Genomic DNA, 21,135 nt, shown 5'->3' with positions numbered 1-21,135 from the left:
GCCGGTTGCTCAGCGCAGGGTCGAGGCGCGGACCACCAGTTCGGGGGTGAAGACGACCTGCCGGTGCTCGTGCCCGTTTTCGGTGGTTTCCGCCAGCAGGAGCTCCGCGGCCGTGCGGCCCAGGCGCCGGCGGGGCTGGCGGACCGACGTCAGCGGGACCGCGGCCGCCGCGGCGAACTCGATGTCGTCGTAGCCCACGATCGCCAGGTCGTCCGGGACGCGCATGCGGAGGTTCGCGCAGGTCTGCAGCAGGCCGAGCGCGACGAGGTCGTTCGCGCAGAACGCGGCCGTCGGCCGGACCGGCGCGGGCAGGCCGGCCAGCCGCTCGCCGGCGCCGCGGCCGTCGGCCACCGTCAGCGCCGACGTCGTCAGGTCGACCAGGTGGTCCGGGCCGAGCCCGGCGGCGCTCAGCGCCCGCATCGCACCGAGCCGCCGGTCGCGGACCTGGCCGACGCTCGGGTGGTTGCCGACGAAGGCGATCCGCTCGTGGCCCTGTTCGAGCAGGTGCCGCACGGCGATCTCGCCGCCGTAGACGTCGTCGACCGCGACCGAGCAGAGCGCGGTGCCGCCGGGGGTCCGGTCGACGACGACCACCGGCGTGCCGCGGCGGGCGATCTCGTGCAGCACCGGCGCGTCCGGGTCGACCGGCGTGATGAGGATGCCCTGGACGCGCTGCTGCTCGAGCCGGCCGAGGTAGGCCGCCTCGCGCGACGGCTGGTGCGCGCTGTTGCAGAGGAACAGCGAGAGGTCGCCGGCGTCGGCGGCGTCCTCCATGCCGGCGGCGACGTCGGTGAAGAACGGGTTGCTGCCGTCGAGCATGACGTAGGCCAGCACGCGGCTGCGCCCGGCGCGCAGCTGCCGCGCGGACTCGTTGCGCACGAACCGGAGTTCGGCCATCGCGGCCTCGACCTTCGCCCGGGTCGCCGGGCTGACCCGGTCGGGCCGGTTGAGCACGTTGGACACCGTGCCGAGGGAGACGCCGGCCGCCGCCGCGACGTCCTTCATCCCCGCGGCCCTCGGCTCGGCACCGGGCTCCCTGACCACCATGCGACCCCCTCTCGGCCCGGGCGTTGAAACGTAACATCACCACGAACTACCTGCTGGAGATGCCGTTCGGCCACGGCTGCGCCGATCCATTGACTTCTTCTTCCGTCGCATAGTAGCTTCACCGCACCAGATTTGTGAAACCTTTCAATCCGGAGGTCGCGATGACGCGGCAGGACCCGGGCCGGGCCCCTCTGCTGGAGGTGCGCGGCGTGACGAAGTCGTTCGGCGCGGTCGCGGCCGTCGCCGGTGTGAGCTTCGGGCTGCACGGCGGGGAGGCCCACGCGCTGGTCGGGGAGAACGGCGCCGGCAAGTCCACGATCGTCAAGATGCTGGCCGGCGTGCACCGGCCCGACGACGGCACGCTGCTGCTGGACGGGCAGCCCGTCGAGTTCGGTTCCCCGGCCGACGCGAAGGCGGCCGGCATCGCGGTCATCTACCAGGAACCCACGCTGTTCCCGGACCTGAGCGTCGCGGAGAACATCGTGATGGGCCGCCACCCGCGCAAGAGCCTCGGCCGGATCGACCGGACGGCGATCCGCGCCGAGGCCGAGCGCCTGTTCGCCCGCCTCGGCGTCCGGATCGACCCCGCCCGCCCGGCTCGTGGACTGTCCATCGCCGACCAGCAGATCGTCGAGATCGCCAAGGCGCTCGGCGCCGACGCCCGCGTGCTGGTGATGGACGAGCCGACCGCCGCACTGACCCGGATCGAGGTCGAACGGCTGTTCAGCGTCGCCCGGACGCTGCGCGGGGAAGGCGCGGCGATCATGTTCATCTCCCACCGCTTCGAGGAGATCACCGAACTCTGCCAGCGCGTGACGATCATGCGCGACGGCAAGCACGTCTCCACCGACGCCCTCGAGGACGTCACCGTCGACGAGATGGTCAAGCGCATGGTCGGCCGCGACCTCGACGCGCTGTTCCCCAAGCAGGACGTCGAACCCGGCGCGGTCGTCCTCGAAGTCGAGGGCCTGGCCCGCGAGGGCGTCTTCCGCGACATCTCCTTCTCCGTGCGCGCGGGCGAAATCGTCGCGTTCGCGGGCCTGGTCGGCTCCGGGCGCTCGGAGGTCGTCCAGGCGGTCTTCGGCGTCGACGAGCGGGACGCGGGTGTGGTGAAGGTGAGCGGCAAGAAGCTCAAGCCGCACTCCTCGCGGGCCGCGATGGCCGCCGGGATGGCTCTCGTTCCCGAAGACCGGCGGCAGCAGGGCCTGATCATGGACCTCTCGATCGAGCGGAACGTGACGCTGCCGCGCTCGCGGGCGCTGTCCAAACTCGGCTTCCTGACCGGCGCGAGCGAACGCCGGGAAGCACGGCGCTGGACCGAACGCCTGCGCACCAAGTACCGCAGGCTCGGCGACCCGGTCGGCACCCTCTCCGGCGGGAACCAGCAGAAGGTCGTGCTGGCCAAGTGGCTGGCGATGGCTCCGCGGGTGCTGATCGTGGACGAGCCGACCCGCGGCATCGACGTCGGCACGAAGGCCGAGGTGCACCGGCTCATGTCGTCGCTGGCCGCCGAAGGCGTCGCGATCGTGATGGTGTCCTCGGAACTGCCCGAGGTGCTGGGCATGGCCGACCGGGTGCTGGTGATGCGCGAAGGCCGGATCGTGGCCGAACTCCCGCGCGCCGAGGCCACCGAGGACTCGGTGATGTTCGCCGCGATGGGCCAGGGGGCCGCCGCATGACTGTCACCGAGGAGGCCCGCGTGACGAACGAACCGGCTGTCCATTCGCGACGGTCGTGGACCGCGAACGTGCTGAAGGCCCGCGAATCCGGCATCGTGCTCGCCCTGGTCGTGCTGGTCGCGTTCACCGCGACGCAGAATTCCCGGTTCCTGTCCGGGCAGAGCATCCGCGACATCCTGCTGGGGACGGCCATCCTGGCGGTGCTCGCCGTCGGGCAGGCGATCGTGATGATCACCCGCAACATCGACCTGTCGGTCGGTTCGGTGCTCGGCCTGTCGGCGTTCGCCGTCGGCACGCTGATGAAGGACCACCCGGGCCTGCCGGTGATCGTCGCGATCCTGGCCGGGCTGGGTGTCGGCGCGGTGTGCGGGCTGGTCAACGGCGCCCTGGTGCGCTTCGGCCAGGTGCCCGCGCTGGTCGTCACGCTCGGCACGCTCTACGCCTACCGCGGGGTCAGCTACTTCTGGGCCGGTGGCCGGCAGATCAACGCCGACAAGCTGCCCACGTCCTTTTTGGACTTCGGCACCGCGTCGGTGCTCGGCGTGCCGTGGCTGGTCCTCATCGCGGTGCTGGTCCTGGTCGCCGCCGGGATCGTGCTCCGGAGCTACCGCGCCGGGCGCGAGCTGTACGCGATGGGCTCGAGCCCGCAGGCCGCGAAGCTGGCGGGCATCAAAGTCGGCCGCAACACGAGCGCCGCGTTCCTGGTCAGCGGCGCCCTCGCGGGGCTGGCCGGAGTCCTGTTCGCCGCCCGGTTCGGCACGGTGGACGCGGCCGCCGGCACCGGCTACGAGCTCAACGTCGTCGCCGCGGCCGTGGTCGGCGGGGTCGCGGTGTTCGGCGGCAGCGGCTCGGTCTGGGGCGCGGGTCTCGGCGCGCTGCTGCTGACCGTGATCGGCAGCGCGCTGGCCGTGCTCGACATCAACCAGTTCTGGCAGCAGGCGATCGTCGGGGCGCTGATCCTGCTGGCCATCGGCGCCGACCGGCTGGTCGCCGTCCGGGTCGCCAAGGCACTGAAGAAGAGGGATTCCCATGTCTGAACGGGGAAACCGGCTGCTCAGCTGGGACACCGCGGTCATCGTCGTGACGGTGCTCGTGCTGGTCGTCTCCTCCGGCGCCGTCGAGAACTTCGGCACCAGCCGCAACTTCACGTTCCTGCTGCTCGACCTGCTCCCGATCGCGCTGGTCGCATTGCCGATGACGTTCATCATCGTCACCGGCGAAATCGACCTCTCGGTGGCCAGCACGCTCGGCCTGACGTCGGCGGTGATGGGCTCGCTGTGGGACGCGGGGCTGTCGATCGAGACGATCATCCCGCTCTGCATCGTGCTCGGCGCGGTCCTCGGCGCCCTGAACGGCTTCTTCGTCACTGTGCTGAAGCTGCCGTCCCTGGCCGTCACGATCGGCACCCTGGCCCTCTATCGCGGCCTGGCCTTCGTGGTCCTGGGTGACGGCGCGGTCGCCGACTTCCCGCGGGCCTACACGAGCTGGGTGACCGGGACGATCGGCGACGGCCCGATCCCGAACGTGCTGATCCCGCTGGTGGTCGTCGCGCTCATTTTCGGCGTGGTGCTGCACGCGACCCCGATCGGCCGCGGAGTCTTCGCCGCCGGAGCGGGCGAACAGGCGGCCCGGTTCGCCGGGATCCGCACCGGACGGCTCAAGTTCTGGCTGTACGTCGTCAGCGGCGCGGTCGCGGGGCTCGCCGGGGTCCTGTGGACGCTGCGGTATTCCAGCGCCCGCGCCGACAACGGTTTCGGCCTCGAACTCGCCGTCGTCGCCGCCGTGCTGCTCGGCGGGGTGTCCATCTTCGGTGGCAAGGGCACGCTGCCCGGTGTGCTGGCCGGGGTGGTCCTGCTGGCGACCCTGCAGAACGCGCTGCGCCTGCAGGACGTGTCGAACGAAGCGCTCAACATCGTGACCGGCGTGCTCCTCATCGTGTCGGTCCTGCTCCCCAACATCGTGACTTCGGCCCGCACGGCAGTGCGTCGCCGCAGGCAAGCGGTAACTCCGGAAAGGTGACGAAGATGTCCCGACGGTTCCTCACCGGTGCAGTGTCGGCCGGGCTGGTGCTGGTCCTCGCCGCGTGCAGCGGCACGACCAAGAACGACAACGCCGGCTCCGGCGGCCAGCAGTCCACCGCCGCGGCGAACCCGAACGCGGCGGCCGCGACCGGCGTCAAGATGGCGTTCCTGCCCAAGCAGCTCAACAACCCCTACAGCGACATCGAGGTCAGCGGCGGCAAGGCGGCGCTCGAAGAGCTGAAGGGGGAGTACAAGCTGGTCGGGCCGAACGACGCCAGCGCGTCGTCGCAGGTCAGCTACATCAACACGCTGATCCAGCAGCAGCAGGACGTCATCGGCATCGCCGCGAACGACCCGAACGCGGTGTGCCCGTCGCTCAACCAGGCCCGCAGCGCCGGCATCAAGGTCGTCGCCTTCGACTCCGACGCCGCCAAGGACTGCCGCGACGTCTTCATCAACCAGGCCACCACCCAGGGCATCGGCGAGGCGCTGGCCAAGCAGGCCAAGGACCTCTCCGGCGGCTCGGGCGAGGTCGCGGTGCTGTCGGCGACGCCGAACGCCACCAACCAGAACGCCTGGATCGACGTGTTCAAGAAGGAACTCGCCAAGCCGGAGTACGCGAGCCTGAAGCTGGACAAGGTCGCCTACGGCAACGACGACGACCAGAAGTCGTTCCAGGAGGCCCAGGGCCTGCTGCAGTCGTTCCCGAACCTCAAGGTGATCGTCGCGCCGACCACGGTCGGCATCGCCGCCGCCGCGCGGTACGTCAGCTCGTCCAGCTACAAGGGCAAGGTCGCGGTGACCGGTCTCGGCACGCCGAACCAGATGCGCGCCTTCGTCAAGGACGGCACGGTCAAGCAGTTCGCGCTGTGGAACCCGGCCGACATCGGCTACCTCGCCGCCTACGCCGGCGTCGCGCTCAAGTCCGGCCAGATCACCGGCAAGACCGGCGAGAAGTTCAAGGCGGGCAAGCTCGGCGAGTACACGATCGGCGAGAACGGCGAGATCGTGCTCGGCCCGCCGACGACGTTCGACGCGAACAACATCGACAAGTTCAACTTCTGATGCCCCGGTACTGCTTCTGCCTCCAGGTGAAGCCCGACCGGAAGGCCGCCTACGCCGAGCGGCACCGATCGGTCTGGCCCGAGATGCGGCAGGCCCTGCACGACACCGGCTGGCGCAACTATTCGCTGTTCCTCCGCGACGACGGTCTGCTGATCGGGTACGTCGAGGCGGACGACCTCGAAGCCGCACAGGCCGCCATGGCGGAAACCGACGTCAACACGCGCTGGCAGGCGGAAATGGCGGAGTTCTTCACCGGTCTCGACGGCGGTCCGCCGGATGAAGGGTTCCAGCTGCTCGACGAGGTCTTCCACCTCGACGTCCAGAAAGGACAGTGATCGCCATGGGCGACTTGACCGCGGTCAAAGCGGCTTTGCGGGCCCAGCGCATCGAGACGCCGTCGTGGGCGTACGCGAACTCGGGCACCCGGTTCAAGGTGTTCCCGCAACCGGGTGTCCCGCGCACGCCGGAGGAGAAGATCGCCGACGCGGCGACCGTGCACCGGTTCACCGGGGTCGCGCCCAGCGTGGCGCTGCACATCCCGTGGGATCGCGTGGACGACTACGGTGCCCTGACCGCGTACGCGCGGGACCTGGGCATCGAGATCGGCGCGATCAACACCAACGTCTTCCAGGACGAGGACTACAAGCTCGGCTCGGTGACCAACCCGGACCCGGGCATCCGCCGCAAGGCGACCGACCACCTCCTGGAAGCCGTCGACATCATGGACGCGACCGGCTCGCGCGACTTGAAGCTGTGGTTCTCCGACGGCATCAACTACCCGGGTCAGGACGACATCCGCGACCGCCAGGACCGCCTGGCGGCGGCGCTGCGCGAGACGTACGGCCGGCTGGGCCCGCAGCAGCGGATGCTGCTGGAGTACAAGCTGTTCGAGCCCGCCTTCTACGCCACCGACGTCCCGGACTGGGGCACGTCGTACGCGCACTGCATGGAGCTGGGGGAGCGGGCGACGGTGTGCATCGACACCGGCCACCACGCTCCGGGGACGAACATCGAGTTCATCGTGGCCTTCCTGCTGCGGGCCGGGAAGCTGGGCGCGTTCGACTTCAACTCCCGCTTCTACGCCGACGACGACCTGATGGTCGGGGCGGCGGACCCGTTCCAGCTGTTCCGGATCATGTACGAGATCGTCCGCGCCGACGCATTGGATCCTGCATACGGTATTGCGTTCATGCTGGATCAGTGTCACAACATCGAGGCGAAGATCCCGGCGATCATCCGGTCGGTGATGAATGTCCAGGAAGCCACCGCGAAGGCGCTGCTGGTCGATCGCCCCGCGCTGCGGGCGGCGCAGCAGGCGGGTGACGTGCTCGGCGCGAACGCCGTGCTGATGGACGCCTACAACACCGACGTCCGGCCGCTGCTGGCCGAGCTGCGCACGGAAGCCGGGCTCGACCCGGACCCGGTCGCGGCGTACGCCCGCAGCGGGTACCAGGAGCAGATCGTGGCCGAGCGCGCCGGCGGCACGCAGGCCGGATGGGGAGCATGAGGATGACCGTGCCGGAGCAGCTCATCGCGCGCAGCAACGCGCTCGGAGCCGACCCGCGCAACACCAACTACGCCGGCGGCAACACCTCGGCCAAGGGCTCGGTGACCGATCCGGTCACCGGTTCGCCCACGGACGTGCTGTGGGTCAAGGGTTCCGGCGGTGACCTCGGCACGCTCACCGAGGCCGGGCTCGCGGTGCTGCGGCTGGACCGGCTGCGGTCGCTCGTCGACGTCTACCCGGGGGTCGAGCGCGAGGACGAGATGGTCGCCGCGTTCGACTACTGCCTGCACGGGCGCGGTGGGGCGGCGCCGTCGATCGACACCGCCATGCACGGTCTCGTCGAGTCCGACCACGTCGATCACCTGCACCCCGACTCCGGGATCGCCCTCGCCACCGCGGCCGACGGCCCGGCCTTGACGAAGGAGTGCTTCGGCGACCGGGTCGCCTGGGTCGACTGGCGGCGGCCCGGGTTCCAGCTGGGCTTGGACATCGCCGCGGTCAAGGCGGCCAACCCTCAGGCCATCGGCGTCATCCTCGGCGGGCACGGCATCACCGCCTGGGGCACGACTTCCGAAGAGTGCGAGCGGAACTCCCTCGACATCATCCGCACCGCCGAAGCCTTCTTGGCCGAGCGAGGCGCCCCGGAGCCGTTCGGGCCGGTCGTCCCCGGCTTCGAGGCGTTGCCGGCGGCCGAGCGGCACGCGCGGGCGGCGGCCCTGGCGCCGGTGATCCGCGGCCTGGCCTCGACCGACCAGCGGGTCGTCGGGCACTACACCGACAGCGACGTCGTCCTCGAGTTCCTGTCCCGGGAGAAGCTCCCGCCGCTCGCCGCGCTGGGCACCTCGTGCCCGGATCACTTCCTGCGCACCAAGGTCCGACCGCTGGTCCTCGACCTGCCCGCGACGGCCCCGGTCGACGATATCCTGGCGCGGCTGAAGGAATTGCATACCGAATACCGTGCGGAGTATGCCGCCTACTACGACCGGCACGCCGACGCCGATTCGCCCGCGATGCGCGGCGCCGACCCCGCGATCGTGCTCGTTCCCGGCGTCGGGATGTTCTCCTTCGGCAAGGACAAGCAGACCGCGCGGGTGGCGGGGGAGTTCTACGTCAACGCCATCAACGTGATGCGCGGCGCCGAAGCCGTCTCGACCTACGCGCCGATCCCGGAGAGCGAGAAGTTCCGGATCGAATACTGGGCCCTCGAAGAGGCGAAGCTGCAGCGGATGCCGAAACCCAAGCCCCTCGCCGGGCGGATCGCCCTGGTCACCGGGGCCGGCTCCGGGATCGGCAAGGCCATCGCCCAGCGGCTCGCCGCCGAAGGTGCCTGCGTGACGATCGCCGACCTCAACGGCGACGCAGCGACGGCGGTCGCGTCGGAGATCGGCGGCACTGCCGTCACCGCCGACGTAACCGATGCCGAAGCCGTGCAGGCGGCGGTCGACGCCACCGTGCTCGCGTACGGCGGCATCGACCTGGTCGTCAACAACGCCGGGCTGTCCATCTCCAAGCCACTGCTGGAAACCACCGAACGCGACTGGGACCTGCAGCACGACGTCATGGCCAAGGGTTCGTTCCTGGTCGCCCGCGCCGCGGCCAAGGCCATGATCGACCAGGGCATCGGCGGGGATATCGTCTACATTTCGTCGAAGAACTCGGTGTTCGCCGGGCCGAACAACGTCGCCTACGGGGCCGCCAAGGCCGATCAGGCCCACCAAGTCCGGCTACTGGCTGCGGAACTCGGTGCATACGGTATCCGCGTCAACGGCGTCAATCCCGACGGCGTCGTCCAAGGCTCCGGCATCTTCGCCGGCGGCTGGGGCGCCCAGCGGGCGGCGGTCTACGGCGTCGAGGAGTCGAAGCTCGGCGAGTTCTACGCCCAGCGGACCATCCTCAAGCGCGAGGTGCTGCCCGAGCACGTCGCCGCCGCGGTGTTCGCCCTCACCGGCGGCGACCTCACCCACACCACCGGCCTGCACGTTCCGGTGGACGCCGGGGTGGCCGCCGCGTTCCTGCGCTGACGGAGGACCGATGACCTTGGAACGCACGACCCCGCGCCGCACGCGCGTCGGCCTCGTCTCGGGCGGGCTGGGCGCGTACTGGCCGCAGTTCCCGGCCCTGCTGCCCCAGCTGCAGGACTCGGCCCGGCGCGTCTCTTCTCGACTGTCCGGAATGGACTGCGAGGTGATCGACGCCGGATTCGTCTCCGACGCCGCCGAAGGCGCGGCCGCGGCCGAGAGGCTGCGGGTGGCCGGGTGCGACCTGATCGTCGGGTTCCTCACGACGTACCTGACGTCCAGCATGCTGGCCCCGGTCGCGCAGCGCTCGGGCGCGCCGGTGCTGCTGCTGAACCTGCAGCCCACCGAGGCGATGGACCACGAGTCCTTCGACACCGGCGCGTGGCTGGCCTACTGCGGCGCCTGCCCGCTGCCGGAGATGGCCAACGCGTTCCGCCGCCTCGGCGTCGAGTTCCGCTCGGTGTCCGGCTACCTCGAGGACGAGCGCGCCTGGACGCGGATTTCCCGCTGGATCAAGGCAGCCGGCGTCCGTGCGGCGCTGCGGCACGGCCGCCACGGCCTGCTCGGGCACCTCTACCCGGGCATGATGGACGTCGCCACCGACCCGACCCTGGTCTCGGCCCAGCTCGGCGGGCACGTCGAGATCCTGGAGATCGACGACCTGCGGGTCCGCGTCGAGAAGGTCACCGACGCCGAAACCGCCGCGCGCGTCGCGCTGGCCCGCGAAGTGTTCACTGTGGACGAGTCCGTTGTGGATGAAGACTTCGCCTGGGGCGCCCGGGTTTCGGTCGCCCTCGACCGCCTGGTTTCGGATTTCTCACTGGACTCCCTGGCCTACTACCACCGCGGCCTGGACGGCGAGGCGCACGAGCGCGTCGGCGCCGGGTTCATCCTCGGCGCGTCCCTGCTCACCGCCCGCGGCATCCCGGCGGTCGGCGAGTACGAGCTGCGGACGTCACTGGCCATGCTCGTCATGGACCGCCTCGGCGCGGGCGGTTCGTTCACCGAGCTGCAGGCGCTGAACTTCCGCGACGGCGTGGTCGAGATGGGCCACGACGGCCCGGCGCACCTCGGGATCAGCGCCCGCAAGCCACTGCTGCGCGGCTTGGGCGTCTACCACGGCAAGCGCGGCTGGGGCGTCTCGGTGGAGTTCGACGTCCAGCACGGGCCGGTGACGCTGTGCGGGCTCGGCCAGCGCCGGGACGGAACGTTCACGCTGATCGCATCCGAGGGCACGGTGGTACCGGGACCGCTGCTGCGCATCGGCAACACGACGTCCCGTGTGGACTTCGGCTGCGACCCGGGCGAGTGGACCGACGCGTGGTCGGCGAGCGGCATCGCCCACCACTGGGCGCTCGGCACCGGCCACCGCGTCGACGAACTGACGGCGGTGGCGGACCTGCTCGGCCTGGAGCTGACGGTGGTCCGCCCGTGAAGCGAGTGGCGGCGGTCGACCTCGGCGCGTCCAGCGGCCGGGTGATGGCCGGGACGGTCGGGCCTTCGCGGCTGGCGGTCGACGAGGTCCGGCGCTTCCCGAACGGCGGCGTCCGCGCGGGGCCGCTGCTGTACTGGGACATTCTCGGGCTGTACCGCGAAACCCTGGCCGGGATCCGGGAAGCCGGCCGCCTGGACGGCGTCGGCATCGACTCCTGGGCGGTGGACTACGGACTCCTGGACGACCGCGGCGCCCTCCTAGGCAATCCTGTCCACTACCGCGACTCGCGCACGGACGGCATTCCCGCTCGGGTTTCCGCTCGGCTCTCCCCACGGTCCCTTTACGACGTGACGGGCCTGCAGCAGTTGCCGTTCAACACGCTCTACCAGCTGGTTTCCGAAGGCGACCGCCTCTCGGCGGCGTCGACGATGCTCCTCATTCCGGACCTGCTGAACTACTGGCTCACCGGATCGATCGGTGCCGAGCGCACGAACGCTTCGACGACCCAGCTGTACGACGTCCGCGCTCGAACCTGGGCGACATCGTTGGCGTCTCGCGTGGGGATCCCGCCGCGGCTGCTGCCCCCGTTGCGCGACCCCGGGACAGTGGTGGGCACGGCGGACGAGCTGGGCGGCGTCCCGGTGGTCGCGGTGGGCTCCCACGACACGGCATCGGCTGTGGCCGCGGTCCCGGCGGCCCCCGGAACGAATTTCGCGTACATCTCGTCGGGCACGTGGTCGCTGGCCGGTCTGGAGCTGCCCGCCCCGGTGCTGAGCGACGCGGCCCTGGCGGCGAACTTCACAAACGAAGGCGGAGTCGACGGCACGATCCGCTTCCTGCGCAACGTGATGGGCCTGTGGGTACTGTCGGAAACGCTGCGGACATGGTCCACTTCGGACCTCCCTCTTCTGCTCACCGCCGCAGCGGAATCCCCAGCCCTGGCAGCGGTGGTGGACATCGACGCACCCGAGTTCCTCCCGCCGGGCGACATGCCAGCCCGAATTTCCGCAGCCTGCCAAGCAACGGGCCAGCGCCCCTCATCCGACCGAGCGGCAATGGTCCGGTGCATAGTGGACAGCCTGGCGTTGGCCCACCGCCGCACAATCCACGAGGCGGCCCGCATCGCCGGCCGCCAGGTCGACATGATCCACCTGGTGGGCGGCGGCGCCCGCAACGAGCTTTTGTGCCAGTCGACGGCGGACGCATGCGGAGTCCCGGTCCTGGCAGGCCCGGTCGAGGCGGCAGCGCTGGGTAACGTGCTGGTCCAGGCCCGGGCCCTGGGAGAGGACCTACCGGACTTGGCGTCGATGCGGGCGTTGGTGCGCGAGACGCAGGAGATCCGCCGCTACGACCCGTCGGGAACGGCCGACTGGGCGGCCGCAGAGGCCCGTTTATTCAGCTGACGGCCCCAGTTCGCGTTGATCTCGGTTAGGAGATCCCGCGCTTCCTGGCGGCACATGGCACTGAGGAGGGCCAGCATTCGCGCCGCGCCAGCCCTGATATGGCGAGGCACGGCGATGTCGTGCGCCAGTTCACGGCAAACGAGCGCGGCGGGCTCACGGTAGTCCCGGTGCAATGCGGACATCGCTTTGGCACAGCGCAGCCTGATGACAGACGGTTGCGCTGCGTCTTCGGCGATGGCCCGCAAGGCGAGCGCAGCCTCCTCCGGTTCGTACCGGCCGATGGCTTCGAGCACCTGGAACCGGACGAAGGGGCGGGCGGTGGCATCAAGCCGGTGGAGGAAGGCCAATGCCTCACTACGCAGGTCCGGCCGGATGTCGCCGAGCACTTGCGCGGCGTTCATGCGGGCCAGAAGCGGCAACGTCTCGTCCGGCATCATCGCCTGCAGCCGTTCCACGGCAAGCTCGCGGCCGCGCGTGCCGAACAACGCGAGATCCTGAGCCGCCCGCCAGCGCAGGGCAGGCCGGGAGGCTTGATCTTCGGCGATGGCTGCGAGAACCTGAGCGCCGCGCTCACGGTCCTCGCGGGTGTAGTCGCGCATCCAGCCGGCCGCCAGCCAATGCGTCACCGGGCTGCTTTCCGGGTTGTCACGGAGGGCACGGATGGCGTTGAGCCGCCCGAGCGCGGCGGACACCACGATCCGCTGCTGATCGGCGAAACGGGCGTCGTGGAGCATCCTCGTCAGCCAAGCACGGTCGCCGTCCGTCAACGGTTCGGGGTCGAGGTTCAGGAGGAGATCCGCGGCCTCGAGCTGCTGCCGCCACCCTGCGCCGTCGAATCCGTCACGGGTGCCGGCGAGGAGGCGTTGCCGCCACGCGGGCTCCAGCTCCGCGAGGGCGAGAAGCCGTCGCTGCCGGAGATGGCCGCTCTCGCCGAGATCCGTCAACAGGGCAACGGCTTCCGGGACGAGCCGAGGGGAAAGGTCGGCCAGCGCGGACGCGACGGCAATCCGCTCGGCTTCGGAGGTTTCGGGAGCGGCCAGCGCGTCCCGAAGCGTGGCTTCGAGTTCGCTTGCCAAGGACCAGTTGTCCCAGTAGCCGGAGGTGGCCCCCGTCCAGGACGCGACCGACGCGAAGCGATCGGCGATCGTCGCCCGCGAAACGGCTCGCAACTCGGTTGCGGGCAGGAGCCGGGCGAGGTCCTGCCGCACGGTGGGGGAGGTCGCCGGAGCGTGCACGATGGCCCGCACGAGCGGAAGGAACTCGGTCGGCGGAAGACTGTTCCAGGTGAGTCGCTTGACAGCGACCGCGCGTTCGGCGTCGGATAGCCCGGAGCTACCGGCCAGCCTTCGGAGGACGGGCTGCGCGGCACCGTCCTGTGCGGGATCGAGCTGCACGAGTGTGTTCGCGGCGTCGCAGCGGTGGCGAACGAGTTCTCCTTCGTCGTCGAGAGCCCTCCGATGGAAACCGATCGCTTCGTCGACGGTGGCGAGGTCAAGCTGCACCAGCTGCAGAAGTGCCGAGGAGCGCCAGGTGAACGCAAGGTGCTCGTCCTCGGCTTGCGAGCGCAGCTCGGCCACCGCCTCGTGGCTCAGGTCGGGACGGTATTCGGTCAGCAGCTCGGCGCACTCCTGCCGCACCCATACCGCCGCGTCCGCGGCCGCGGTGCCCGTGCTCACCTCCCCGGGCAGTTCCGCGCCGAGCTCGGCGAGATCCCGGATGTGACTGGACCACGTGTGAATGCCGATGTCGTGCTGTAGGGGCCGCACGATCTCCAGGGCGGTCGGGACTTCGGCCGGGTCTTGCGCGGCGACGATGACGGCCGCCTCGGCGCGTCGGCCGCCGGCGATCGATTCGTCGGATCGCAGGGCACGCACCGCGGCGTCGACCCGCGGGTGGGAGAGGGCCAGCTCGGCCAATGCCTCGGCCGTCGCGCAAACCAGTTCGGCCGAAGCCTGTCCCGGTACCACGGTGGCGGCCAGCAAATCGGCCAGGTCCATTCGCCGGGTGACACTCACGTCGGAGAAGGCACCCACCGCCAGTGTGAGCTCATCGAAGGGTATCTCCTTTCGGTCGAGGAGCTCGGCGAATCCTTCAATGGCCTGGAAGTGGTGGTGCCGGCCGAGATTCACCAAGCTGCGCGCGGCCGCCACGCGGTGCCGGACACTCCGCGTCGGATCACGCAGCACCGAGACCAGTGCGACGGCTGCGGCGTTCGAATCGACATCGCCGTCGTAGGGATAGAAGACGCCGGTCGAAGTGTGCGCTTCCCAAGCGCTTGCCTCTTGAGGACCGAGGAGCGTGAGGAGGGCGTCCGATGCCTGGTGGTGGAAGGCCGTCCCGAGCGGCTGGAGTACTTGCCACGCCGACATGCGCACCTGAGGATCGACAGCGCGGCCCGAAGCGATCTTTAAGAGCTGCTGAGCTGCCTCGGCGTGGAATGCCGGCCCCAGCCTGACGAGCTCACGGCCCGCCCCGACGCGGAGATCGGGATTGGCACTGCGGTTCGTCAAGTCACCGCGCAGCGCCTGCAGGGCGGCCGCGCGGTGGGGTTCGCCGAGCTCGGCGAGCTTGCCCAGCGCAATGGTGCGTTCGAAGTGCGCGGCATGGGGATGATCAGCCACGCGGTTGAATTCCCGTGCAGCCTCCAGGTGGTACTCCGGACCGAAGTCGGCCAAGGTGTCGGCCATCCAGAGCAGCGCGTTGGTGTCGACCGGCCGGTGGGCGGAGGCTCTGCGGAGCAAGGCCAGTGCGCTCTCACGAAACTCCGTGCCGAAAGCTTCGAGCGTGCCGGCGACGTTCACCCGGACTGAGGTACGCACACCCGGGCGGGAGGCCGAGGCGAACAGCATTTCCGCCGCTTCCAACCGGTACTGAGGCCCGAGCTGGACGAGCAGGATGGCCGCGAGGCGAACACGGTTCGGCCGCCGATCGGCGAGCCGGGCCTTGAGCGCGGTCACCACATCCGCGAGGTGTCCCAGTGACGCCAAGCCCAAGGCCGCGTTCCGCACGTCGGGCGTGGCATCGTCGGGACCGGCCAGGATGGCGCGGAAAAGCTCGGCGCACCGGTCCTCGTACCCGGCTCCGATCTCAAGCAGTCCCAGCGCTGCCTGGACCATGTCGTCCTGCGGCACGTCGGAGTCGTCGAGCAGCCTGGCCAGCGCCTCGATCGCTCGGGTCCGTGGCTCCGGCCCCAACCCGGCGAGCACGATCGCCGCGTTCCGGTTTTGCAACGCAGTCGCGCCCGGGTCCGTCAGCACCGACACCAGACCGGACACCGCCGTCAGTCGTTCGTCCGTGCTGCCTTCGGCCAGCGCCTTGGCCGCTTCGAACCGGAACTCGACCGCGATCGCCTCGTCCTCGACGACCGACCGCAGCATCTCCACCGCATCAACACGGTCGGACCCGTACAACCGTGCCGCCAGCGCACGGCCCGCTTCGATCCGTGACTCCCACGGCGCTTCCGCGTCGCCCATCAGGTCGCGCAGCCAGCCCGCCAGCGGTGGGTGGTGGGCGGCGCGGCTCACCTGGGTGAGGATCACCTGTGCCGGGTACTGCGTGGTCATCGCCCACTTCCGGGCGGTGGCCAGGAACGCGTCCGTGGTTTCCACGCCCGCCGGGGCGTGCCAGGCGAGCAATCGCGCCGCCAGTACGTGCATCGCCGGGTTGCCCGCGTGCAGGTGCCTGATCAGGCGGTCGGTCTCCGGCTGCCGCAACCGGGTGTAGTGCAGCAGGACGAGCCGGGCGTGCCGGCCGCGTTCGCCCGGGCGCGCGGTGTGCAGCAGCCGGACGAATTCTTCCGCTTCCGGGTCGAACCGGTCCGGGAGCCGCAGCGCGTGCGCCGTCGCCGCGAGGTGCTCGGCGAAACTGTGGTGGAGGAACCGCAGCTCACCCGCGCGGGACACGAACGGGCCGACGGCGGTGAGGTACGTCGTCAGCTGCTCGCGCCAGTTCGTGCCGCCGCAGGCATGGGATGCGTTGGCGGCCACCCAGTCGCAGGCCGCCGTCAGGAGCGACGTGTCCTCCTCCAACCGCACGCAGCCGAGGTGCTCGAAGAGCCGCGAGCGGCACTCGTCCCACGGCGAGGGCGCGATCACGCGGGCGGACTGCAGGTACGTCAGGTAGCTCTCGTAGAGCTCGTACCGGTTGTCCGGCAGCCGCCGGTCGCGGTCCTGCTCGAACATGATCGCCGCGATCGTGGCCAGCAGCGGCACGCGGACCAGCTCGTCCAGGTTCGCGTCGTGCACCTGCCGGACGAACCGCTCGGCGGTGTCGCCCTCGGCGAACCAGTTGGCCGCGAAGTGGCGCAACGCCTCTTCGTCGAACGGCAAGAGTTCATAGCGCGCCGCACCGGCTCCGTGGAACGGCGCCAGCGCCGCCCCGGCGATCGGCCGCGTGGTCAGCACGATCCGGTAGTGAGCCGACGCCTCCTGGGACGCCCGCGAGGCCAGGACCTTGATCAGCCGGTCCCGCTGGACGAGGTCGGCGACCTCGTCCAGGCCGTCGACCAGGAGCAGCCAGCGGCAGCCCGCCACGCGCCCGGCCAGCGTGCCGGCCTCGACCGGGAAATCGAGCAGCGCGCCGTACTCGGCCTGGACGCTTTCCGCCAGTGCCTGGAAGAACGGCAGGTTCAGCCGGGCGGCCAGTTCCCGGGCGGGCAGGCGCACCGGGATCACCGGTTCGGCGAGCGGCGCTTCGCCGTCGTGGCCCTTCCACTGCTGGGCGATGTCCGCCGCCAGCCGGAGCGACAGCGTCGACTTGCCCTGGCCCGGGCCGCCGGTGACCAGCAGGTGGTCGTCGTCGTCGAGGGCGGCTCGCACCGTGCGGGACGGCGGCCGCACCACCAGCCGCGGCACCGGCCGTGCCGGCAGGTCGATCCGCTGCCCGCGGCCGTCGAGCACCGGGCGCGGGCGGGCCGGCTCGGCCGGCCCGCTGTCGGTCTCGCTGCTGATCTCCTGCCGCACGTAGACGGCCGCCAGTGACGTCTGCCGGGCACCGGGCAGCTGGTACGGCAGGTCCTTCGCGGTGTCGATCTGGACCTGCAGCAGGTTCCGGACGGCCGGCGGCAGCTCCGGCCGGTCGTCCCACCCCTTCGGCGGCGCGACCTCGGTCTCCGGCGCCGCCGCGGTCCCGTGGACGTTCACCACGCCGTACACCGCGCCGAACTGCGCCACGGTGCGGGCGTCGCCGGTGAACTGGTTGTCCGCCACGGCTCAGAGGTTGATGTTGCCGTGCACGTCCCGCAGCTGCACGACCTTCCCGGTGACGGTCCCGGTCACCGAATTGTGCACGTCGCCGTGCGACACGCGGCTCTCCGGCAGCTTGTCCCACTCCGCCCGCAACGCTTCGGAAAACTCCCCGTCCTCCGCCTCCGCCTCGTAAAGCCGCTCGGCGAGGGCGGTGATCGGCTTGTCGTCCTCCGGAGCCGCCGAGGCCGCCTCCAAGGCCGCGATGGCCTTGGGGTTCTTCGCGAACTTGCGTTTGACCAGGTCGTAGAGGCCGGTCGCACCCTTCGCCGCCAGTGCGGCGGCGATGGAGACCAGGATCGGTTCGGGCATGCCTCCAACCTACTGGCGCACCTGCTCCGCCAGCTACAGCCAGCCGCGCTCGTCCGCGATCCGCACGGCTTCGATCCGGTTGCGGGCCCCGGTCTTGGTGATCGCCGCCGAGACGTAGTTGCGGACTGTGCCCTCCGACAGGTAGAGGCGCCCGGCTATCTCGGCGATCGTCGCGCCGGTGCGGGCCGTGATGAGGACGTCGCGTTCGCGGGCGGTCAGCGGTGATCCGCCCGCCGCCAGGGTCGCCACCGCGAGCGCCGGGTCCACCACCCGCTCGCCGGCCCGGACCCGGCGGATCGCGTCGGCCAGCGCTTCGGCGGGCGCGTCCTTCACCACGAACCCGGCCGCGCCCGCCTCCATCGCGCGGCGCAGGTAGCCGGCGCGCCCGAACGTCGTGAGCATGATGACGCGGCAGTTCGGCACCTGCGCGGTGAGCACCGCCGCGGCCGCCAGCCCGTCCAGGCCCGGCATTTCGATGTCGAGCAGGGCCACGTCGGGCCGGTGCTCGCGGGCCGCCGCCACGACCTCGTCGCCCCGGCCGACCGAGGCGACCACCTCGAAGCCGTCCTCGAGGGACAGCAGCGCGCACAACGCTTCGCGGACCAGCGCCTGGTCGTCGGCGAGCAGCAACCGGATCGTCACAGCGTCACCCGCAGCCGCCAGCCGCGCGGGGACACCGGTCCCGCTTCGAAGCACCCGCCGGCCGCCTCGACGCGCTCGCGCAGGCCGTCGAGGCCGGAACCGTGGGGCGCCGGCCCGCCCCCGCCGTCGTCGGCCACCTCCACCGACGCGGCCGAAAGGGTGACCGTGCACCGGGTCGCGCGGGCGTGGCGCGCGACGTTTGTCAGGCCCTCCCGCACCACCCAGCCGAAGAGCTCCTGGCGGTCCGGGGCGACGACGTCGGTGGCCGTCGGCAGGTCCGCGGCCACCCCGCACGCGCGCAGCAGCTCGCGCCCGCGGGCGAGTTCGACGGCCAGCGTCACCTCGCGGTAGCCCGACACGGCCGCGCGCACGTCGGTGAGCGCCTGCCGCGCCAGCGTCTCGACGGCCGACATCTCCTCGCCCGCGCGGGTGGCCTCGGCGGTGACGAGCCGCCGGGCGAGGGTGCTCTTGACCGTGATCGCGGTGAGCGAGTGGCCGAGCAGGTCGTGCAGGTCGCGGGCGATCCGGGCGCGTTCGGCCTCGGACGCCAGCCGCGCGACCTCGGCGCGGGCCTCGACGAGCGCGGTGTTGGCGCGGATCGCTTCGGCGAACGCGGACACCATCAGGACGGTGAACACGAGGGCGACCGCCTGCGTCCAGCCCGGCCCGCTCTGCCACGGCCGCACCGCCCACGGCAGGACGACGGCGGCCACGGCGGACGCCGCCACCAGCGCGGCCGCGGCCCGCCGGGGGAGCCGCGGGGCGGCCAGGGAAAGGACGACGGCGGCGAGAAAGAACGCGTCGGCGTGGGCGAAGGGGAGTGCGACGGCGAACAGCACCGCGCAGCCGCCCACCAGCAGCCAGAACGGCCGCGTGGCCCGGCGGGCCGCAGCGGCGGCGGCGAGCAGGTAGCCGGCGGCGAACGCGGTGACGACCGCGCAGCCCAGCACCGCGCCGGCGCCCGGTGAGTGCTGCAGCACGGCCGCGAGCGTCACGGCCGGGTAGACGAGCATGCCCGCGTCGAGCAGCCGCAGCCGCCAGCCGCGCACCCAGCGCTGCACGTCCCTCGTCCCGTCCACCGGGCGCACGCTACCGCTCCCGCAGCCGCCGGCCGTTGACCAGCAGGGTGACACCGAGCAGCAGCAGCCCGCAGGCGGCTTGCTCGATCCGCAGCCACAACGGGAACAAGCCGGGCAGCACGACGATGACGGCGATCGCCACGAGCATCACCGCCGCCACGATCCGCAGCCGCAGCAGGCCCTTCCGCGAGCCCCGGGCGGCGCTGCGGGCGAAGGCGAAGGTCAGCAGCGAGCTGGCGACGACGAGGGTGGCGCGCACCCAGACCGCGTCGGTCACCATCGCCGGGTGGTCGCGGAACACGACGATGACGACCAAGGTGAGCAGGGACAACCCGGCGTACGCGCCGGTGAGCAGGAGCACCGGGCGGAACCCGGCGGCTTCGGTTCTGGTCATGCCGGAAATGCTCGCCGCGGGGGTGGCCGGCGGGGCAGTGCCGTCCCGCATCGGCCCGCCGTGACATTTGTCAGCGGCGCGGTGCTGGGAGAGCGCTCTCACAGCGTGCTACAAAAGAGGTGTGACGACGCAGCCGCCCACCCTGGAGGACGTCGCGCGGGTCGCCGGCGTCTCCCGCGCCACGGTGTCCCGCGTGGTGAACAGCGTGCGCAACGTCGACCCGAAGCTGCGTGAGACGGTCGAGCGCGCGATCGCCGACACCGGATACGTCCCGAACCGGGCGGCGCGCTCGCTGGTCACCCGGCGCACCGGCGGGATCGCGCTGGTGGTGTCCGAGCCGGAGCGGCACGTCGAAGCGTTCACCGGGGGCGTCTTCGGCGACCCGTTCTTCGGCCGGGTCGTGGAAGGGGTGGTCGCGCACCTGCGCCCGCACGGCCTGCACCCGCTGCTGATGCTCGTCGACAGCGACGAAGAACGCGGGAAACTGGTGCCGAAGCTGCGCCAGGAGCAGGTGAGCGGGGTGCTGCTGATTTCCCTGCACCCGGCGGAGGACCCGCTGCCGCGCGCGCTGACCGACGCGGGCATCCCGACGGCGCTGTTCGCGCGGCCCGCGCGCCCGGCGCCGGTCTGCTACGTCGATGTCGCCCACCAGGACGGCGCCCGGCTCGCGGCGGAGCGGCTCATCGCGCGCGGCTGCCACCGCGTCGCCACGATCGCCGGCCCGGCGGGCACGCCCGCGGGGCAGGACCGGCTGGCCGGGTTCCGCGACGCGATGGCCCGGCACGGCCACGCGTACGTCGCGGTGGCCGAGGGCGACTTCACCGAACGCGGCGGCGAACGGGCGATGGAAGTCCTCCTGGCGGAGGAGCCCGCGTTGGACGGGCTGTTCGTGGCGAACGACCTGATGGCGTACGGCGCGCTGACGGTGCTGCGTGAAGCGGGCCGGCGCGTCCCGGACGACGTGGCGGTGGTCGGGTTCGACGACAGCCGCGTCGCGCTGAGCTGCCGTCCGCGGCTCACGACGGTCCGCCAGCCGGTCGAGGAGATGGGCGCGGCGATGGCCCGGATGGTCCTCGAGCGCCTGGCCCAGCCGGACCTGCGTGCGGAGTCGGTGATCTTCGAGCCGAAGCTGGTGGTCCGCGACTCGGCCTGACCACACCGCGACGGCGTCACCGGCCGCTGATCTGTCCGGGACAGGATTCGGCCGGTGGTCTGGACATCGGCCGATGCGTTGTGCTCAGCTTTCCAACGTTGTAACGCCGCCGAGTCCCCTTCACCGGAACGGAGTTC

General features: G+C 71.2%; 16 protein-coding genes. 10 read left to right on the top strand and 6 right to left on the bottom strand.

All coding sequences use genetic code 11. The features are described 5' to 3' along the window. Positions 1-9: 9 nt before the first annotated feature. Positions 10-1,047: a LacI family DNA-binding transcriptional regulator gene (locus OO60_RS03455; RefSeq protein ID WP_033260750.1), complete on the bottom strand. Its 1,038-nt coding sequence runs from the start codon at positions 1,045-1,047 to the stop codon at positions 10-12. Positions 1,048-1,208: 161 nt separating this feature from the next. Here OO60_RS03455 and OO60_RS03450 point away from each other — a divergent pair, with 161 nt between their 5' ends. Genes OO60_RS03450 through OO60_RS03410 form a run of 9 tightly spaced genes read left to right on the top strand, consistent with a single transcriptional unit; the run spans position 1,209 to position 12,175 of the window. Next, positions 1,209-2,726 carry a sugar ABC transporter ATP-binding protein gene (locus OO60_RS03450; protein ID WP_003094047.1) on the top strand — a complete coding sequence of 506 codons (1,518 nt, stop codon included), beginning with the start codon at positions 1,209-1,211 and terminating at the stop codon, positions 2,724-2,726. Then, a complete protein-coding gene (locus OO60_RS03445) occupies positions 2,723-3,763 on the top strand; it encodes an ABC transporter permease (RefSeq protein ID WP_033260749.1) in 1,041 nt (346 codons plus the stop codon). The genes OO60_RS03450 and OO60_RS03445 overlap by 4 nt, the downstream gene beginning before the upstream one ends. Beyond that, positions 3,756-4,745, top strand: a complete 990-nt coding sequence (locus OO60_RS03440) for an ABC transporter permease (protein WP_003094052.1) — start codon at positions 3,756-3,758, stop codon at positions 4,743-4,745. Before OO60_RS03445 ends, OO60_RS03440 begins: the two co-directional genes overlap by 8 nt. A 5-nt stretch (positions 4,746-4,750) precedes the next feature. Continuing rightward, the gene (gene rhaS / locus OO60_RS03435; RefSeq protein ID WP_033260928.1) at positions 4,751-5,812 is read left to right on the top strand and encodes a rhamnose ABC transporter substrate-binding protein; all 1,062 of its coding nucleotides are present in this window, start codon (positions 4,751-4,753) and stop codon (positions 5,810-5,812) included. Further along, entirely contained in the window at positions 5,812-6,147 is a 336-nt protein-coding gene (locus OO60_RS03430) for an L-rhamnose mutarotase (RefSeq protein WP_003094057.1), read from the top strand. Before rhaS ends, OO60_RS03430 begins: the two co-directional genes overlap by 1 nt. A gap of 5 nt (positions 6,148-6,152) precedes the next feature. Then, positions 6,153-7,319: an L-rhamnose isomerase gene (rhaI, locus tag OO60_RS03425; protein ID WP_003094060.1), complete on the top strand. Its 1,167-nt coding sequence runs from the start codon at positions 6,153-6,155 to the stop codon at positions 7,317-7,319. A 2-nt stretch (positions 7,320-7,321) separates the two neighbouring features. Then, complete coding sequence (locus tag OO60_RS03420) at positions 7,322-9,340, top strand: bifunctional rhamnulose-1-phosphate aldolase/short-chain dehydrogenase (RefSeq protein WP_003094062.1); 2,019 nt, start codon at positions 7,322-7,324, stop codon at positions 9,338-9,340. Between the two features lie 10 nt (positions 9,341-9,350). Next, positions 9,351-10,772 carry an L-fucose/L-arabinose isomerase family protein gene (locus OO60_RS03415; protein WP_003094065.1) on the top strand — a complete coding sequence of 474 codons (1,422 nt, stop codon included), beginning with the start codon at positions 9,351-9,353 and terminating at the stop codon, positions 10,770-10,772. A gap of 5 nt (positions 10,773-10,777) precedes the next feature. Then, positions 10,778-12,175, top strand: coding sequence for a rhamnulokinase (locus tag OO60_RS03410; protein ID WP_003094068.1), 1,398 nt, complete (start codon positions 10,778-10,780; stop codon positions 12,173-12,175). Here OO60_RS03410 and OO60_RS03405 read toward each other — a convergent pair. From OO60_RS03405 to OO60_RS03385, 5 genes are read right to left on the bottom strand one after another with little or no spacing between them, the layout of a single operon-like run. Continuing rightward, on the bottom strand, positions 12,118-17,382 hold the full coding sequence (locus OO60_RS03405) for an NACHT domain-containing protein (protein WP_033260747.1): 5,265 nt from the start codon (positions 17,380-17,382) through the stop codon (positions 12,118-12,120). The genes OO60_RS03410 and OO60_RS03405 overlap by 58 nt on opposite strands. Positions 17,383-17,385: 3 nt before the next feature. Then, positions 17,386-17,730, bottom strand: a complete 345-nt coding sequence (locus OO60_RS03400; RefSeq protein WP_033260746.1) for a hypothetical protein — start codon at positions 17,728-17,730, stop codon at positions 17,386-17,388. Between the two features lie 33 nt (positions 17,731-17,763). Beyond that, a complete protein-coding gene (locus OO60_RS03395) occupies positions 17,764-18,372 on the bottom strand; it encodes a response regulator transcription factor (protein WP_033260745.1) in 609 nt (202 codons plus the stop codon). Further along, a complete protein-coding gene (locus OO60_RS03390; protein ID WP_033260927.1) occupies positions 18,369-19,451 on the bottom strand; it encodes a sensor histidine kinase in 1,083 nt (360 codons plus the stop codon). The genes OO60_RS03395 and OO60_RS03390 overlap by 4 nt, the downstream gene beginning before the upstream one ends. Before the next feature lie 10 nt (positions 19,452-19,461). After that, complete coding sequence (locus tag OO60_RS03385; protein ID WP_033260744.1) at positions 19,462-19,845, bottom strand: hypothetical protein; 384 nt, start codon at positions 19,843-19,845, stop codon at positions 19,462-19,464. A 121-nt stretch (positions 19,846-19,966) separates the two neighbouring features. On the opposite strand from OO60_RS03385, the gene OO60_RS03380 reads away from it, so the two are divergent. Continuing rightward, positions 19,967-20,998 carry a LacI family DNA-binding transcriptional regulator gene (locus tag OO60_RS03380; protein WP_033260743.1) on the top strand — a complete coding sequence of 344 codons (1,032 nt, stop codon included), beginning with the start codon at positions 19,967-19,969 and terminating at the stop codon, positions 20,996-20,998. Positions 20,999-21,135: the final 137 nt, after the last annotated feature.

It is taken from the genome of Amycolatopsis vancoresmycina (assembly GCF_000716785.1).
Classification (GTDB): Bacteria; Actinomycetota; Actinomycetes; order Mycobacteriales; family Pseudonocardiaceae; genus Amycolatopsis; species Amycolatopsis vancoresmycina.
The sequence above is the reverse complement of the archived record's forward strand: the minus strand, read 5'-3'. Positions and strand labels throughout refer to the sequence as shown.

Coding starts and splice junctions, on each gene's coding strand:
- OO60_RS03455 (WP_033260750.1), bottom strand. CDS start 1,047: ATGGTGGTCAGGGAGCCCGGTGCCGAGCCGAGGGCCGCGGGGATGAAG.
- OO60_RS03450 (WP_003094047.1), top strand. CDS start 1,209: ATGACGCGGCAGGACCCGGGCCGGGCCCCTCTGCTGGAGGTGCGCGGC.
- OO60_RS03445 (WP_033260749.1), top strand. CDS start 2,723: ATGACTGTCACCGAGGAGGCCCGCGTGACGAACGAACCGGCTGTCCAT.
- OO60_RS03440 (WP_003094052.1), top strand. CDS start 3,756: ATGTCTGAACGGGGAAACCGGCTGCTCAGCTGGGACACCGCGGTCATC.
- rhaS (WP_033260928.1), top strand. CDS start 4,751: ATGTCCCGACGGTTCCTCACCGGTGCAGTGTCGGCCGGGCTGGTGCTG.
- OO60_RS03430 (WP_003094057.1), top strand. CDS start 5,812: ATGCCCCGGTACTGCTTCTGCCTCCAGGTGAAGCCCGACCGGAAGGCC.
- rhaI (WP_003094060.1), top strand. CDS start 6,153: ATGGGCGACTTGACCGCGGTCAAAGCGGCTTTGCGGGCCCAGCGCATC.
- OO60_RS03420 (WP_003094062.1), top strand. CDS start 7,322: ATGACCGTGCCGGAGCAGCTCATCGCGCGCAGCAACGCGCTCGGAGCC.
- OO60_RS03415 (WP_003094065.1), top strand. CDS start 9,351: ATGACCTTGGAACGCACGACCCCGCGCCGCACGCGCGTCGGCCTCGTC.
- OO60_RS03400 (WP_033260746.1), bottom strand. CDS start 17,730: ATGCCCGAACCGATCCTGGTCTCCATCGCCGCCGCACTGGCGGCGAAG.
- OO60_RS03385 (WP_033260744.1), bottom strand. CDS start 19,845: ATGACCAGAACCGAAGCCGCCGGGTTCCGCCCGGTGCTCCTGCTCACC.